General features: G+C 58.7%; 14 protein-coding genes. 7 read left to right on the top strand and 7 right to left on the bottom strand.

All coding sequences use genetic code 11. The features are described 5' to 3' along the window. Positions 1 to 45: 45 nt before the first annotated feature. A complete protein-coding gene (locus tag LAP85_11220; protein ID MBZ5496962.1) occupies positions 46 to 474 on the bottom strand; it encodes a transcriptional repressor in 429 nt (142 codons plus the stop codon). A gap of 448 nt (positions 475 to 922) precedes the next feature. On the opposite strand from LAP85_11220, the gene LAP85_11215 reads away from it, so the two are divergent. Continuing rightward, a complete protein-coding gene (locus LAP85_11215; GenBank protein ID MBZ5496961.1) occupies positions 923 to 2,035 on the top strand; it encodes a hypothetical protein in 1,113 nt (370 codons plus the stop codon). Between the two features lie 214 nt (positions 2,036 to 2,249). Here the strand turns inward: LAP85_11215 and LAP85_11210 are convergent, their stop codons facing one another. The 3 genes from LAP85_11210 to pyk all read right to left on the bottom strand — a co-directional run bounded on the left by LAP85_11210 (position 2,250) and on the right by pyk (position 5,293). Further along, entirely contained in the window at positions 2,250 to 2,831 is a 582-nt protein-coding gene (locus LAP85_11210) for a hypothetical protein (protein MBZ5496960.1), read from the bottom strand. Between the two features lie 245 nt (positions 2,832 to 3,076). Further along, entirely contained in the window at positions 3,077 to 3,796 is a 720-nt protein-coding gene (locus tag LAP85_11205; GenBank protein ID MBZ5496959.1) for a DUF4393 domain-containing protein, read from the bottom strand. 87 nt (positions 3,797 to 3,883) lie between these two features. Beyond that, positions 3,884 to 5,293 carry a pyruvate kinase gene (pyk, locus tag LAP85_11200; protein ID MBZ5496958.1) on the bottom strand — a complete coding sequence of 470 codons (1,410 nt, stop codon included), beginning with the start codon at positions 5,291 to 5,293 and terminating at the stop codon, positions 3,884 to 3,886. A 214-nt stretch (positions 5,294 to 5,507) separates the two neighbouring features. Here pyk and LAP85_11195 point away from each other — a divergent pair, with 214 nt between their 5' ends. The 5 genes from LAP85_11195 (at position 5,508) to LAP85_11175 (ending at position 11,746) form a co-directional block, all read left to right on the top strand. Further along, positions 5,508 to 6,449, top strand: coding sequence for an FkbM family methyltransferase (locus tag LAP85_11195; protein ID MBZ5496957.1), 942 nt, complete (start codon positions 5,508 to 5,510; stop codon positions 6,447 to 6,449). 103 nt (positions 6,450 to 6,552) lie between these two features. Further along, complete coding sequence (locus LAP85_11190) at positions 6,553 to 7,395, top strand: class I SAM-dependent methyltransferase (GenBank protein ID MBZ5496956.1); 843 nt, start codon at positions 6,553 to 6,555, stop codon at positions 7,393 to 7,395. A 92-nt stretch (positions 7,396 to 7,487) separates the two neighbouring features. Continuing rightward, positions 7,488 to 9,941: a hypothetical protein gene (locus tag LAP85_11185; GenBank protein MBZ5496955.1), complete on the top strand. Its 2,454-nt coding sequence runs from the start codon at positions 7,488 to 7,490 to the stop codon at positions 9,939 to 9,941. A gap of 189 nt (positions 9,942 to 10,130) precedes the next feature. Then, positions 10,131 to 10,832 (top strand): aspartate/glutamate racemase family protein, encoded by a 702-nt coding sequence (locus tag LAP85_11180; GenBank protein MBZ5496954.1) that lies wholly within the window; start codon positions 10,131 to 10,133, stop codon positions 10,830 to 10,832. Between the two features lie 11 nt (positions 10,833 to 10,843). Beyond that, complete coding sequence (locus LAP85_11175; GenBank protein ID MBZ5496953.1) at positions 10,844 to 11,746, top strand: M55 family metallopeptidase; 903 nt, start codon at positions 10,844 to 10,846, stop codon at positions 11,744 to 11,746. 2 nt (positions 11,747 to 11,748) lie between these two features. Here LAP85_11175 and LAP85_11170 read toward each other — a convergent pair whose 3' ends face one another. Further along, on the bottom strand, positions 11,749 to 12,030 hold the full coding sequence (locus tag LAP85_11170) for a hypothetical protein (protein MBZ5496952.1): 282 nt from the start codon (positions 12,028 to 12,030) through the stop codon (positions 11,749 to 11,751). Positions 12,031 to 12,291: 261 nt separating this feature from the next. Here LAP85_11170 and LAP85_11165 point away from each other — a divergent pair, with 261 nt between their 5' ends. Next, a complete protein-coding gene (locus LAP85_11165; GenBank protein MBZ5496951.1) occupies positions 12,292 to 14,010 on the top strand; it encodes a hypothetical protein in 1,719 nt (572 codons plus the stop codon). Between the two features lie 400 nt (positions 14,011 to 14,410). Here the strand turns inward: LAP85_11165 and LAP85_11160 are convergent, their stop codons facing one another. Both LAP85_11160 and LAP85_11155 read right to left on the bottom strand, forming a co-directional pair. Beyond that, the gene (locus tag LAP85_11160) at positions 14,411 to 15,508 is read right to left on the bottom strand and encodes a hypothetical protein (GenBank protein ID MBZ5496950.1); all 1,098 of its coding nucleotides are present in this window, start codon (positions 15,506 to 15,508) and stop codon (positions 14,411 to 14,413) included. Positions 15,509 to 15,668: 160 nt separating this feature from the next. Next, positions 15,669 to 16,073, bottom strand: a complete 405-nt coding sequence (locus tag LAP85_11155; GenBank protein ID MBZ5496949.1) for a BlaI/MecI/CopY family transcriptional regulator — start codon at positions 16,071 to 16,073, stop codon at positions 15,669 to 15,671. Positions 16,074 to 16,805: the final 732 nt, after the last annotated feature.

Below are 16,805 nucleotides of genomic sequence, written 5' to 3'. Positions count from 1 at the left end.
ATTATCTTTTCCTCAATTGACGGAGATCATCTCTTCGACCCGGGATCACTGCATGGCTTGCTTGGCCAGGAATCTTGCCCCTCCCGGCCGGCATTCCCTGCAGAGCCCAAGAAATTCGATATTGTGGTCCCTGACGAGGAATCCATACTTCCTCTCCATGATTTCCTCGGTTTTTCTAACCAGATCGAGCTCCTCTTTCTCAAAATCCCGATAGTTCAGGATTTTCCCGCAATCCGTGCAGATAAGATGGTGGTGGTGATCGGACTGGTCGCCTCTTTTGTACTCGTACCGCAGCTGGCCGTCCCGGCATTGGAGTTTGCGAAGCAGCCCGGCCTTATCCAAAAGGTCGAGCGTCCGATAGACCGTCGCGATTCCGATGTCGCGGTTCGAGGGCTGAAGCAGTGCGTAAACCTCCTTTGCACTCAAATGCTGCTGGCTCTGCATGAGGAGGCCAAAGATCTCTTCCCTGGGCATGGTCCATCGCTCGCAGTGCTCTCTGATTTTCTTTCGGTGCTGCCCTGCTTTTTTCCCCTTCATCTGAACGAGGCTCTATTGATAATGATTATTAATATAATTACACCTTAAACCTTCCGGCTCATTTCTGTCAAGTCCCTCATACACTGCGGCCCCCCCTCGATGCATAAAAAGCTCAAACTCTACAGTTGGGGAACGTCGGTATCGGGATCGGTATCGCAATCGCCATCGCGGTCGCTATCGGCTTTTGCCGGTTAAGAGTTCCGATTGCGATCCCGATACCGATTTGTCTGTTTTCGGAACAGGGTTCAGATTTCCGGCGCTGAGACCCCAGCACATGCTTTGGGTGTATGATCAGCAAGAACCTGGAGCCGGGAACCGGTTGGCTGACGCACAGCAGTGTGGCCGGACCTCGGACCAGAAATGCCTAGTCTGGAGTCGAAGCTCCGTGCGCTTTCCATCCGGCCGTGCTGCGCATCGTTTGCTTGCCGGCATTGCGGCTGCAGGACTCCTGATTGCTCTTACTGCCGGCGCCCGCCAAGTTCAGGCTCCCGCCAGTTTTGCCTCGCGGTGCGCGCAGTTATCCGAACCCGGCGGCTATTTCGACACCGACAACCTGATTTCGAACGAAAGGTCGTACCTGCACGTTGTCCCCGCGCTGCGGCAGGCCGGAATCGCCGGCGGCGCCTACATCGGCGTCGGTCCTGATCAGAATTTTTCGTACATCGCGCAGGTGCGTCCGTCGATGGCGTTCATCATCGACGTTCGCCGGGACAACCTCCTGTTGCATTTGCTGTTCAAGGCGCTGTTTCAGCTGTCGCGCTCGCGGGTCGAATACCTGAGCCTGCTCTTCGGAAGAACGGTGCCTGAAGCTCCGGATGAATGGGGACGCGCCGGGATCGATCGCCTGCTCGCTTACATCGACGGCGCCGGGTCTTCATCGCAAGCCACCACCGACCTGCGGGCCAAGGTCGACGCTCTCATCAAGGGATTCGGGATCCCGCTGTCCAAAGACGATCTCGCGACGATCGACCGATACCACAGGACTTTCATCGCCCGCGGCCTGCTTTTGAAGTTCGAGACCACCGGGCGTGGACCGCTCAGCTACTATCCCACTTATCGCGAACTGCTTCTCGAAACCGATCGCCAGGGACATCGTTGGAATTTCCTGGATTCAGATGACGACTACCAATTCGTCCGCTCGCTCGAGCAGCGCGATCTCATCATTCCGGTTGTCGGCAATTTGAACGGTCCGTCGGCGCTCGTCGCCATCGGACGGGTGATGGCAGAGCGGGGCGACCAGTTGTCGGTCTTCTACGCATCGAACGTCGAGTTCTACCTGTTTCGTGACGGCACCTTCCCTAAGTTTGTCGACAATCTGTCGCTCCTGCCGCACTCAAATCGGAGCCTCATCATTCGCGCGGTTTTTGCCGGCGCATCCCCATCGCAACTGGCGCCGGGCTACGCGAGTTCCTCCATCGTGCAACCGGTGGACGATCTGTTGCAGGGATATGCAAAGGGAAGATTCAGAACCTATCGTGAGCTGACGATGGGCCGGTAGTCGCCGGACCGGTCGAAACACTCGAAGAGGTGCAGATTCTTCAAATCAAACAGGAAAGTCATCATGAATACGGATCCCGGCTGATGCTGGATATGCCGGCCATGTCGCTTGTGACCGCGATCGCCCGCGTCGCGTAGCAGTGGATTCGGGGCATCCGTTTGAGACACACGTCGGCGTCCCGAGATCCATTCCTGCTATTCGTTCATGAATATCTTCACTGCTTCGTGAAAACCTGTTTATGGGTCAGTTCACCCCTGGGAGTGAAACGAGTCGTCTTGATGATCAGAGTCTGGCCATTGTCGGCCAGAGAGAACTCTTCTTTGGAGCTGATCACCATTTCGCCGTTAGGGCCGGAAACCGTCTGCTTATTCTGGATCACCAGGGCATCACCTGTCAGCTGCACAGTAGAAGTGATGTTGCCTCTCCCCATGGGAGCAGGATTCGTGGTTTCCGCGCCGTCCATCCTGAAATGCTGCTCGAGACTGCGATTCGGGTCGCCGCTCCCCATTTTGCGGGTAATAACCAGTGCATCGGCGGTCTGCTCTATGGCAAGGGCCGTGTCGCCGTCTTGCCCGCCGCCGCGACGCCCTCCACCCGCCCTGCCTCTGCCCGGTAGAGTTCCACCATAAATCCCCCCTGCCCCTCGGGCGCCTCCCCGTCCCATCTGTGCTGGTGGATCGCTTTTGCTCTTGTCCAGCGTCCAGGATCCACTCAGGTCAATCCCCCCTGCAGCGAGCACTACAGCCGCTCCCAGCAGAAGAAACAGACTTGCCATACCAAACATGCGTTTCCTCATTGCCATCTCCTATGGGTCTGTCTCATTTGCCTACACCTTCATCTCTCATCTCCACTTAAATCTACGCCGTGGATCCCGGCAAGGCAGTTAAATCCAGGTAAAAACCACTTTACCTCAGGTTAACATTCCACCTCCGCACAGGCAGAGGGCAGCCCAGGCGCCGGAGAAGAGCTTCCGGATGTTCTATTTAGCTGTAGCGACTTGAGTTGTGGATTCGGTGTGTTTTTCCGGATGTGAGCGGCGCCTCATGAGGGCAATCGGCAAGCGCGAATGAACTGATAGCCAAGCATGGTGAGATGGTATATCCGAACCGGATCGATGCCTTTTACATCCGTAGGCAGTCCCCACCCGGGGGCTTCCATGTCGAGGCGATATGAAAGGAGATTCAGTCTCTCCAGGTTGTCGAGGATGACCATGAAATCCCTCAAGTCACCCGGAATATTGATGAGCGCCTGCTCCCGCGTCTCCTTGGGTCGTCCGAGGCCGAGTCGCAGGTATTTGATCAGCAGGTCCACGTCAGTTCCAAGAGCGATACTCTGGGCCGCCGGCAACTCCAGGATGTCTTTATCGATTCCGTATTCCCGCTCGACGAAGTCATGCAGACTGATCAGAAATGTCGTTTCAGACGGCGAGAGTTGCCTGAGAATCTCGACGAAGAGCGGGGTGATTTTTGGCCGATCATCCAGTCTGGCAGCGTTCGCCAGGAGGGCCGCCCAGACCGTGTGCAGCTTTTCGTTATCCTCGCCAGAGGCATGGTCGAGCACCGCCAGCAGGATATTTTCAGGTATGGTGCAGGCTTCATAGCCCCCCTCTTCGATCATCCGAGCAGTCTTCCTGATCAGCTTCAACTGACGCTCGGCCCTGAGGGGGCGCGATTCATCGCCGATCATGTCGGTCACTTCCCCCGCGGCCGGCCCCGCCAGATTCTGTAAGATCCGGACGAGAGCTTTGTCGATCTTGCCCAACTACGCACCTCCATTGTTCAGGGGGTCGGATCTGCAAAAATCAAGATTTCGCACAGAATGTCGATTGTTGCAGATTTGAGCCCATATCTATTGAGTGATTCTCTGGATCTTCAGGAAGTTCGTTGCTCCCTTGACGGCTATCGGCATGCCGCCCAGAACAGCCACGGAATCGCCGTCCGTTGCCAGGTGGCGGGCCAGGAGTTCGTTCTCTACGCACCGCAACAGGGCATCGCTATCGCCTACAAAGTCCACCAGCAGGGGGGACACACCCCAATAGAGCGCGGCCAGGTTATAGACACGGGGATCATGGGTGAAAGCCAGTATGGGCACCTTGGGTCGTTCCTTGGACACCAATCGCGCCGTGTAGCCCGATTGCGTGAAAGCGCAAATGGCTTTGAGTTCCAAGTCGCCGGCGATGGTACAAGCCGCATGAGCGATTGCCTGGGGATACGCGCGGCGCACGTGATCGGCCGCCGTGCAGCCCCGCCCGCTCGCCTCGGCCTCCTGGGCGATGCGCCCCATCATCCGCACCGCCTCCAGGGGGAAGCGCCCTACCGACGTTTCGCCAGAGAGCATAACCGCGTCGGTGCCGTCCAGGATGGCATTGGCCACGTCGCTGGCCTCGGCCCGGGTGGGATATGGATTGTTGACCATGGACTCCAGCATCTGGGTGGCGGTAATCACCAGCGCACCACGACAGTTGGCCGCCTCGATGATCTGCTTCTGCAGGATCGGCACCTTCTCCGGACTCATCTCCACGCCCAGGTCGCCCCGGGCGACCATAACCCCATCGCAGGCCTGCAGAATAGCGTCCAGGTTCTGCACCGCCTCCGGCTTCTCGATTTTGGCGATCACCGGTATATCTGCCTGGCGCTCTTTGATCAGGCGGCGCACCTGGAGCAGATCCTCCGCCCGGCGCACGAAGCTCACGGCGATGTAATCCACGCCCTGGGCAACGCCGAAGTCCAGGTCGGCCCGGTCCTTTTCAGTGACAGCCGGCGCGCTGAGCTTCACTCCCGGCAGGTTCATGCCCTTATGTTCGCCCAGCAGACCGCCGTGCACGACGCGGCAGCGAACCGAGGTCGCATCGGTGGAGAGCACCTCCAGTTCCATAAGCCCGTCGGCCAGGAGGATGCGGTCGCCGGTGTGGACGTCGCCCGGCAGGTGGGGGTAGGTGGTAGCAATGAGCGAGGCGTTTCCCAGCACGGGCCGGGTGGTAACGGTGATCTCAGCCCCCTCCGCCAGACTCACCTCGGATCCGCCCTGGAGTGCGCCGGTGCGGATCTTGGGACCGCTCAAGTCCTGCATCAGCGCCACCGCATGTCCGAGGCGCGCGCTGATCGAACGCACGGCGCGAATCACCTCGCCGTGCTCTTCCCGGGTGCCGTGGGAGAAGTTCAGGCGGGCGGCATCCATGCCGGCGCGGATCAGCGCCTCCAGCCTCTCCTCGCTTCGGCTGGCAGGACCGATGGTGCATACAATTTTGGTTTTTCTCATACCATTTTGCAGATACGAACCTGCCGGAATTCGCAGATCCGGGTCTCGAAATCAACGCTCTCCCCCCAGCTTCGATCGGCATGAAAATCCTGAAAGCGATCCTTTGACCGCCAGGGTTCCACATAACGGGTTGATTGATAAACTATCCAGGCTATGATTGCTATCAAATTCTCAGGGGTGGCGGAAAATGGCGGGAAAGACAAGAGCTAAAGATATGGATTTTAGAGTGCGGAGTTTGATGCTGGTGATTCTGGCAACCTGCAGTGCCGGCCTGTTCTCATGCCGGAAAAAGGAAATGACACCGGCAAGACAACCCATCAATTTCAACGAAGCGGTTCTGCAGAAAAACAAGGAATTCCTCGCAAGCCCCCTGGCCAACACGAAAAAGGGGATATTCGAGAAAAAGCTACAGATGCAGGATCGGGTGTTGCAGGAGTTCGCCAGGTGTCCGGAGTGCATCGTGAGGAAGGTTGTCGGAACCCAACGGAATTACCTGTTTGATGCCGTCACGGACTGCGACACCACGATGCGGGTCGGGACTGCCTTTGACGGCGGGAAATGGATCTGTAATCCACAGTCATTGCCGAACGCGTCCATAGTGTATTCTTTCGGCGTCGGCGATGACATTTCCTTTGATATCGACATGGCGGGCCTGTTTGGCTGCGACGTTCATATGTTTGATCCTTCACCGTCTGTAGCAGCAAACTTCGCCAACTTCAAATCAGGCCAGCTATGCGGCCGCGGCCGCATCTATTTTCAGCCTGTGGGCCTGGGCCCGGTGTCGGGCGAAGGAAAGAATCAGTGGAATCTGGTCATTGAAGGGCAAAAGTGCGCCGTCAAGAGCCTTGCCGCCATTGCCGGCTCCCTGAACCACACTCACGTCGACATCCTGAAGATCGATGTCGAAGGAGGAGAGTTTGCAGCCCTGAAGCAGATGCTTTCGTCGCAGAGTCTGCTTTCCCTGGGCGTACAACAATTGTTGGTCGAATTCCATTTGTGGAACGACGAGGCATTCGCGGATTTCATCCGCATCGTGGGTGCGCTCAAGAGTCAAGGATTCCTGCTGTTCCGGAAGGAATTCAATCCCTATGCAGCCGACAAATGCGCAGAATATGCTTTTGTCCGACAGCCGTCGGATCAGCAACCGGCAAGGTAGTCGGCCTCGGAGCAGCAGCCGCGGCTGATTTGGCTTGCCGCGCAAAAGTGATCACGATTAGAATGCCCCTCGACAACCAGCACTTTCAAAGGAGATTCAGGCAATGATGCGCAACAGAACCACAGCCGTTATCTTTACCCTGACCTTAGTGCTGCTGACCCTCGGCGCCCCGACGATCGCGAGCGCACAGCAGCAGCAACAATTCCAACCGAGCGTCGGGCAGGCAGGCAAGGACGTCATCTGGGTACCGACACCCAAGGAACTCATTGAAGCCATGTTCGATCTGGCCAAGGTGTCGCCCAATGACTATGTAATCGACCTCGGCTCGGGCGACGGTCCCTGGGTGATTGCGGCTGCCAAGCGCGGGGCGCGCGCCCTCGGCGTCGAGTACAATCCCGACATGGTGGAGCTCTCTAAAAGCAATGCCCAGAAGGAGGGTGTGTCCGGCAAGGCGAACTTCGTGCAAGGCGACATTTTCGAGACCGATTTCAGCCAGGCTACCGTGGTCACGATGTACCTGTTGCCTGACCTGAACATGAAGCTGCGGCCCAAGATTCTCGAAATGAAACCGGGCACCCGCGTGATTTCGCATGCGTTCAACATGGAGGACTGGGAACCGGACCAGACAACGAGCGTCGAAGGCCGCACAGGCTATTTGTGGATCGTCCCTGCCCGGGTGGCGGGCACCTGGACCTTGCAGACTGCAGCGGGCCCGGGGGAACTCATTCTGAGGCAGAGTTTCCAGAAGATAGAAGGCATCCTGAGAATAAGCGGCAAGGATCAGCCGCTGAAAAACGCGAAGCTCGAGGGTGCCAAAATAAGCTTTGCAGCCGGCGAGACGCAGACCTATTCCGGGAATGTCAACGGCAACACGATCGCAGGCACCTTCAAATCCGGCACCGGTCCCGAGGCGAAGTGGACGGCCGATCGCCGCGTATCCAGGTGAGCCGTCTGCCACCTTTGAATCGGACGAAGCAGCCACTCATGCGCCGGCATACCCACGCGCATGAAAATGAAGACTGATGTGAGGGATATCCTATGTCATCAAGCAATCGTACGCGGTCGTTCCTTTTAGTGACTGTTCTATTGCTCTTCTCCGCACTGGGGCTGAGCGTTCCCGCCGGTGCTCCGCAGGCAGCCAAGGATTCTTCCGAAGCCAAGACGCGCCTGCGCAATTTCCAGAAACACCAGGCCATGCGCGCCAGTTCGCCATTCAAAGACGTCAAGTGGACTGCCGTCGGCCCGATGACCATGAGCGGACGAATGGTGGACGTGGAGGCTCATGTTTCACAGCCCGGAGTGATTTACGCAGCCGCCGCACAAGGGGGCGTTTGGAAATCCACAGACGATGGGGTGAACTGGACTGCCATCTTCGAGGACTATCCTGTCGAATCCATCGGAGACCTCGCCCTTGCGCCGTCAAATCCCAATATCGTCTGGGTCGGCACCGGAGAAGCCAACATTTTCCGGAGCTCGCAGGCTGGAATCGGAATTTACAAATCCATCGACGCGGGCCAGCACTTTACTTACATGGGACTGGGAGACACGCAACATATCGCCCGAATTATCGTGCACCCCAAGAATCCTGACATCGTCTACGTCGCTGCTCCCGGCCATGAATACACTTACAATCCGGAACGAGGTGTCTACAAAACCATCAACGGCGGCAAAACCTGGCAGAAGATCTTCTACAAGGACGAAAAAACCGGCATCATCGATCTGGCCATGGACCCGGAAAACTCTGAGATCCTCTATGCGAGCACGGCCGAAAGGATGCGTTACCGCTGGAACGATCCCAAGCCGACTCCCCAGAGCGGCCTTTACAAGACCGTCGACGGCGGCAAGACCTGGAAGCCGCTGACCAACGGGCTGCCGGATTTCTCCACGGGAGAGTACGAGCGGATCGGGATGGACATCTGCAGGACCAATCCCAACGTCGTTTACGCCCTCATCGACAAGTTAGTCAAGGACAGCAGCGGAAAGGAAATCGACGGGGCCTACCTCTATCGCAGCAATAACAAAGGGGAAACCTGGCAGCTGGTCGAAGGCAACGACAAGATCAAGGGTATCTATCCCGGCTATGGCTGGGTGTTTGGCCAGGTCAGGGTTGACCCTGCGAACGCGGACATTGTCTATGTCATGGGGATTAATTACCAGCGGTCGAAGGACGGGGGAAAGACTTGGGAAAGCCCCCCGGCTAGGGGCCATCCCGACTTTCACGGGATGTGGATCGATCCGACGGATTCGTCCCATGTCCTGGTTGTAAACGACGGCGGCATCATGATCAGCCATGATGGGCTCGCCACCGCCAAACACCCGACCAATATCCCCATCGCCCACATGTTCAGCGTGGCGGTGAGCCAGACCAAAGGCAAATTCTGGGCTTACACTAACGTTCAGGATTCAGGCGGGTATCGGGGCGAAATCGACATGACCGCCGGCCGCGACAAAATCACCTGGAAAGAATGGGAAAGTGCCATCGGCGACGAAGCCGGGCGCCATGCCGTAAATCCGGTCGACCCGAACATTGTCTATTATGTAATACGTTATGGCGGCGGCCCATCGCTGATGGATTACACCAAAGCGGCCGCCGAGGCGCAGGCTCAAGCGCAAGCGCAGGCACAAGCACAAGCGCAAGCTCAAGCGCAGGCGCAGGGACAGGCGCGAGGGCAGGCACAAGTGCAGGCACAGGGACAAGCACGAGGCCAGGCGCAAGGAGCCGCACGAGGACAAGGACGAGGAAGCCGCCTGGGCAACACGACGATTGCTCCTAACTTCGGCACCGACAGGAAACGCGCCCAGTGGGTATCTCCCATCATCGTATCTCCCCACGATCCGAATCGGGTGCTCTTCGGCGCCCAGTTCCTGTTCCTCACCGACGATCAGGGCAAGATCTGGAGAAAGATCAGTCCCGATCTGACGAACTTCGATCCGACAAAACAAGGGAATATCTTCTATTCCACGATCTGGTCCATCTCCGAATCCCCGCTGAAGAAAGGCCTGATTTACGCAGGGACCGACGACGGCAACATCCAGATCACCAGGGATGAAGGTGGAAGCTGGGAGAAGATCAACAGCGGCCTTCCCCCGGAACGCTTCATCGCGAGCATCGAGGCCTCCCGCTTCGACGAGGGAACGGTGTATGTCGTCGTCAATGGCAAACGGCACAACGATTTCAACCCATACCTGTACAAGTCCACAAATTACGGGAAGACCTGGACCAACATTGCCACTTCAGTGCCCGGCGGCATCTTGAACGTAGTGAAGGAAGATCCAACCAACAAGAATATCCTCTACCTGGGAACCGACCTGGCCGTTTACGTGACAATCGACGGCGGCAAGAAATGGGAAGTGCTCGGCACGGGCCTGCCGACCGCCTACGTTTTCGACCTGGCTATCCAGACGGCGGAGAATGTCGTTGTGATCGGCACCCATGGCCGCGGCTGCTTCGTGGCAGACCTCCTTCCGGTCCGGGCGGCCGCGAAGAAGTAACGCGTCAATCTGCGATAAGGGGATAGCCCATAACGGAGTGTCCCCTTCTCGGACACTACTCACGACGGAGTCCTTGGAATGCGCAAGCTTGCTTGCGCGTTGACTTCGGGTAGCTTGCCCCATGCAAACAGACCGGCGCAACAAGCGCCTGCTTGGCAAGCGCTGCCGCACTCCATAGGAGCAGCAACGATGAAAACGATCGGACTGCTGGGAGGGATGACCTGGCATTCCACAGTCGACTACTACCGTTTGATTAACGCCGGAATACAGGCGCGGCTGGGGGGAAGCCACTCGGCGCAGTGCATTCTTTATTCCCTGGAGTTCGCCGAAGTCGAAGCGCGGCAGAACGCGGGGGAGTGGGACGCTTTGGCGCGTCTCATGGTCGAGGCCGCCCGGCGCGTCGAGCGGGCCGGAGCCGAGTTCCTCGTGATCTGTGCCAATACGATGCATCAAATGGCCGGAACCATTGAGGCTGCGCTGTCCATCCCGCTGCTTCACATCGCCGATGCCGCGGCGGGCGAGATCCGGAGGCAGGGCCTGCAGACCGTCGGCCTCCTGGGAACCCGCTACACCATGGAGCAGGATTTCTATCGCAATCGACTGGAAAAACAGCACGGCCTCAGCACTCTGATCCCCGGCGAAGAGGAAAGAAAGGTCGTCCATGACATCATTTTTCGGGAGCTGAGCCGCGGCATCATTTCCGAAGCCTCACGCGATGCCTACAAGTCCGTAATTCGCAATCTCCAGGCTCGCGGCGCCGAGGGTGTAATCCTGGGCTGCACGGAGATTCCGCTCCTGATCCGGCCTGAGGATTATCCCATGCCTCTGTTCGATACCACTGCACTCCATGCCGCAGCAGCCGTGGAGTGGTCGATCGGAAAGCAGTCCTAAAGGAGGAAACCATGAAACCAGGACTTTGCCTTGCCGTCATTCTTCTCTTTGCCTCTGCGCTCGTCAGCCAGACGCCCCAGAAGCGGGGCCCAAAGGTTTTCATCTCTGTCGACATGGAGGGGATCTGGGGCGTCGTGCACAGCGAACAGGTCTCATCCGGATCTGCGGATTACGGCGCGGCGCGGCGCTGGATGGCCGAAGATGTGAATGCGGTCATCGAAGGGCTGCTTCAGGCCGGGGCCGCGGAAATCGTCGTGAACGACTCCCATGGCAGCATGCGGAACATCGTAGCCGACAGCTTGAATCCCCGAGCTGCGCTGATCACCGGATCTCCCAAGCCGCTGTCGATGATGCAGGGAATCGATGCGTCCTTCGATGCCTGTATCTTTGTCGGCTACCACGCGCGTGCCGGATCCACGCCGGCCATTCTGGACCACACCATCTCGAGCGCAACCGTCCGGGCCATTCGCATCAACGGCCAGGAATTGCCGGAGCTCGGGATCAATGGCGCGATCGCCGGTTACTATAAGGTTCCGGTCATCATGATCAGCGGCGATACCGAGACGTGCGTTCAGGCCAAGACCATCCTTGGCCAGGAGTTGGTCACGGCAGCGGTCAAGGAAGCCATCGGCCGGCAGGCGGCACGACTCCTTCCCGCCCAGGAAGCCCGGGCACGCCTGAAAAATGCCGTAATGGAAGCTCTTGGGAAAAGGGACAAGATTCCAGCGTTTCGCCTGAATCCCCCCTACACGTTCGAGGTCGAGTTCCTCAACAGCGCGCAGGCCGAACCCGCGGCGCTGCTGCCGGGTGTCAAGAAGTCAAATCCGCGCGCCGTGACGTTTACGGCGAATGATTATCTGGAAGGATTCAAGCTGATGAGGGCGATTATCGCCCTGGCAGGCACGATATCTTAGGCTCAACGCCCGATCTCGTATACCAGGTGGCAGTCGCCAATCGGGCCCGACTTGCGAATCTCCTTCAAACGGGCGTTTTTGATGCCCAAATTCCTGACCAGCGCTCCGATTGGAAACATTGAGATCGCACAGGCCGCGCTGATCCCATGCTTTTCCTTGACAAGCTTGCCATGACAGATAGCGCATCTTCTTACTTTTAAGACGTAGTCCATCCCCTCCTTCTCAAACGTGACTGTTTCGGCAAGCTGAAGACCTTCTTGTAGATAGGCTGCCATTTTCCCCATCAGCTCATCGACACTCCCGGCCCGCGATATCGTCGCTGCCCATTCCGCCCCAAGGCTCCTACCGGCTCTTGCGAACACCCTTTGATTTTCTTTTCCTAAGGAGCCCTGGATCGCACATAGAATCTCAAGAATCAGTTTCTGCGGAACCATTGTCCCTTCCGCCATACTCCACAACCCCTTTCCTGCATCAAATTATTCAACGGAAGCAGCAGATCATACCATTTCATCGATCTTTTTGTGTCTTTCGTGGCTGCTGCGGTTTTGAAACCAGTCGAAATCGGGCGGGAACTGCACTATATTGGATCCGCTTTCCCTGCCACCAGGAACGCAGTGCATGCGGATCCCGAGTCGAGATGGCGCGCCCTGGGGCCTGAGGCAAACGAGGGCGCTCCTTGGATTGAGATCGATTGCAGGAGTCTTCCATCGATCATTATGGCATGCGGATCACCGGTTTTACTCCAACGACGCCAGGGCGCGCTGATCGCCTTCGTCAGCCTCGGGATCTACCTGCTGCTGCCTGCCCGGGAATTTTACTGGGACGGTGTCGGTTTCGCTCGGACCATTGAAACTTCGAATGCCTATCCCGATGCACTCCTGCATCCCAATCACCTGCTGTACAACCTGATGGGATACGCAGTGTGGAAGAGCGCGGCCGCAGCCGGTATCGACTTGCGCGTGCTCTTTGTGCTTCAGGCTCTCAGCGCGCTCTTTGCGGCCGCAAGCGTGTATCTGGTCTGGCACATCGTGGCGGAGTTGACCGGATCCGCCCGCCGCGGCACCTGGTGCGCGCTCCTGTTTGCGTTTTCTGCCCAGTGGTGGAGGTTTGCAGCCGACGCGGATGCGTACATCCCATCCATCTTCTTTCTCCTGGTGAGCTTCCGGTTCTTGCTTCCCACACGGCCTCCGCGGCCCTGGGCTGCCGGGCTGGCCCACGGCGCAGCCATGCTGTTCCACCAGCTCGCGCTGTTTTTCTTTCCCGTGGCCGTCGTCGGGTTCCTGGTGCCGGCAGGGCAGGAGGTTAGCGGAGGCCGGAAGCGGCAAAAAATGGTCCGGGCTGCGCAATACGGCGCTACGGCATTCTCAATCACGGCAGCAGCTTACATATCGGCGTTTTCCCTCGTACACCCGCATGCAGGCCCTAGGCAGTTCTGGGAATGGATCACGGTGCGCTCGCAGGACGTCACCTTTCTGGCGGTCGGCATGTTGCGCAGTACACGATATACGGTGCGCGGCACCATGCGGCTGTTTTTCGGCGGCAGGGTCAACCAGATGCCTCTCGATCCTGTGACGGTGGCCGGCGCGCTGGCATTCGGGGCCCTCGCAGTGCTGCTCGCGATTCATGTGGTGCGCGCATTGCAACCGATAGCGAAAGATCCTCCCGGACCTTCATCAGAAGGACTCCGTGCCTGGCTCGGGGCGAACCGGCCGGCCCTCGTCTGGATAGTGACCTACGTAGTGTTTCTTTTCTTCTGGCAACCGCAAAACACGTTTTACCGGCTCTTCTACCTCCCGCCGTTGATATTCCTGCTGGCGACCTCGCAGGTCTGGCGTGCACATGGGGTCCGATTGCCGGCGCTGCTCGCGGCAATGGTGTGTGCCTGGAACTTCACCGTCTCCATCTATCCGCACTCCAGGACAGAAGCCAACGAGGTGCTTTCTTTTGCGCTGCAGCACAATCAGGACTGGCAGCAGGACGCCGAAATCCTTTACAGCAATTCCCACTCCGATCTCTGGCTCATCAGCTATTTCAATCCGCAAGCCGCATGGATCGACCTGCCCGCTCCAGGCGTGGCCGAAGTCGAGAGCCGCCGCGTGGAGGCCGCACAGAAAAATCGGCCGCTCTGGCTGGAAGGCACCGCTTACGATGCCGTGGCTGCAGCTTCCGGCGGGCGGACCTGGCTGGACCGGCACCTCGATCTCGCTCACTCGCTTCTCTATACCACCCCGGCCCACAGGATCCGCTACTACAAGGTCAAATGATGAAACCACGAATCCGGGATCATGAAATGCCGGCCGTTCCCCGATCGGGTTTTCCGCCGGCCAGAGCAGGCGCGCCAGGGACTCCGAGACGATGACAACCCCAGGAGACCATAGGCCATCGTGTTCGGTAAAGTCGCGCCCAAGAAGCAAAGGTATCCCCATCGCCTGGAAATAGCCCGGGGACACATCGGCAAACGAGACTCTTCGGTTCACACCGCAAAGTAGGTCGCGTCCGGCGGCCGCGACCTACATTTCTTCTATACGCAAAGCACGCTGAGGCGACCGGCCAGGGACAGAGATGGGGTAGGGTTCGAGGCGCCGTCCGGCACCTCCTTTGCAGGTGCCATACCTCGAATTCTCACAGCTTTTTAGCGGTTAAGCGCGCCGCCGGTTTTGCCTCTCAGCGCCGCACGAGCCACAGCCGGGGATCCACTTGCAGGGAACCCGGCGGGACAGCAAACAGCGCCGGATCGGGGTCTCCCAACTTGACGGAGATCGCTTCCTTCGAGTCGGTGAGCCTGGGCAGAAGCCAGCGGTTGCGGTAGACCTTGTAGCTTTTCAAGCACTCGCAATCGAGCGACGGGGCCAGATAGAGCTCTTCCTCCTGACTTCCCCACCAGCTGCCCCGGGTCCATTTGGAAACGCTTACGCCCGCGACCGTCGCCTCTCCGGCATATTTGAAATCCGCGCCGAAATGCCGAATCGCGGTGCTGCAGGTGCTGTCTCCTTCGCTCGAGCGCCGGGTCGTAAGTCGGAACCAGGTCACGGGAGGTTGACGTAAAAGCAGAAAAGAAGGAAGACGCGGCATCCTGCTGGGCGAGGATTGATATCTGATCACCTGGTTTCCATAGGGAAGATACATTACCGTCAACGGACGGTCGGTCCGCGTACTCCCCTTGAGAAACTGATAGCTCTCAGCGTCGACGGTTCTGCTCACGCCTGTTCCATCCCTGCGCACGGCCTCGGTAATGTCCGAACTGTAGCGGCGCACGTCGGTGATGCCGGCGCTGAAAAACTCCCATTGGGCGCGGTGGTACTGAATCGTGAAGCAGGGCGTGCCGCTCGGCGTCAGGCAATCCGAGGATGCGCCCGCCTGCTGATAGAACGCCGGTATGGGCAAGCCAGCCTCGTTCTCGCCTGACTCCGGCAGCGATCGCCCGGACGCCCGCGGCGCCACTCCCGGCAATAACACAAGGCCGAAGACTGCAACCAAAGCGATGTGCTTCATGGAAAGCCGGGCGACCGGCCTGAAGTTATTGTTCATGATTCTTCTCAGCCTCCTGCGCAGCCGGCGCGATTCCCGCGGGCAGGCAAATGACGCTCCCGCCATGACCCGGCCGGCCGCGACCTGTGCGGCATTCAACAGCGTCTGGCAATAGGTCGCGCGCGGGCTCAAGCCGGCCGCAACCACCAGATCATCGCAGCAATCCTCGCGCACGGCGCGGATGCCGCGCGCAAGGAGCCAGTACACGGGGTTGAACCACCAGACGGCCGACAACAGCAGCTGCAGCCAAATGCATGACGCAGCGGCGGCGGCCAGAGCCGCCCCAGCGTGACGATCCCGAGCACCAGCAGCGCGAGAATCGTGGATTGCCAGAAGGCGCCGCCCAAATAGGGAAACCAGTACGCGGCAGCCCGGTGGATCACGTCGATCATGCTCACGGCTTGCCGCCTTTCTCGGCGCTCTTCTCCTTCAACTCATCGAGCAGCTGCTGCAGATCCGCGAGTTCCTGCGGGTCAGGAAGCTTCCTCTCGAACAAAGACGCAACCAGGGCGACGCTGTCGCCGGCAAACACCCGGTGCAGCAACTGCGTGAGGACTTTGTTGTAGGTGGATTCGGCAAGGCGCGTGGGCCGATAAACGAAGGCTTTCCCGGTCGTGCCCTTTTTCTTGGTAACCAGCGACCGGCTCTCGAGCCGCTTCAGAAGCGTGAGCACGGACCCGTGGGCCATCGGGCGGTACTCACTCACGGCGTCTTTGACTTCCCGCGCCGTCGCTTTCTTCAACCGGCGCAGGCAGGCCAGAACCTCAAGCTCGGCATCAGGCGGTTTCTCGTGGGCCATCCGGATCCCCCGCACAAGGATAACGGTCGGATCGTCTGCTGAAAAGTATATTGACGTTTGTCTAAATGTCAAGCATTTATTTAGACAATTGTCTAGCACTTCTGCCGTGCCGGCTTCCCGGGAGGACAACCGGGAAAACTCCGGATCCCGGTTGCCCGTCGTGCGCATGGATCATCGTGGTTCGGCGGCCGCATCCTGGATGTCTGCAATCACGCGCTGACGGACCGAACGACGTTCAACGGCATCGAGGAATTAGAACCAAGGAGAGTGAGGGCGTAGAGCCGTCCCAGCGAGTACGAATACTTCCCCTTGGGATCGAGAGTCTGCGCGCGCAGCAGCAATTTCTCGGCCAGCGGCTTGTCGGCGACCTGCTCATGGTGCGCCAGCCGAGAACCACCCGGGAGAACAGGATCAAGACTCCAAAGCCGTAGGTCATCATCGCGGCCACGGGCCAGATTGAATTGCTTCCCCGGAGAGTCTCGGGAACCGGAGCCGTCTGGTTCGCGGGCGTGGGGTTCAGGGTAGAAACTTCGGAACTCGGGGCAGAACCGGCCGGCAACGAGGTTTCCGGAATTGCGGGCATCTCTCCGATGCCGGCAGCTGGAACGGGAACGGGAATCGAAATGGACCGGACGCAGTAGGGCAGAACCGGCATGAGCAGCATGGCACACAAAACGGCGGTCCAGGCCGCATGGCGTACGCCGCTGGAGCGCACCCGAACCATAAGAAGGA

Source organism: Terriglobia bacterium (genome assembly GCA_020072565.1).
GTDB lineage: Bacteria > Acidobacteriota > UBA6911 > UBA6911 > UBA6911 > JAFNAG01.
This window is presented reverse-complemented; position numbering and strand designations above follow the sequence as displayed.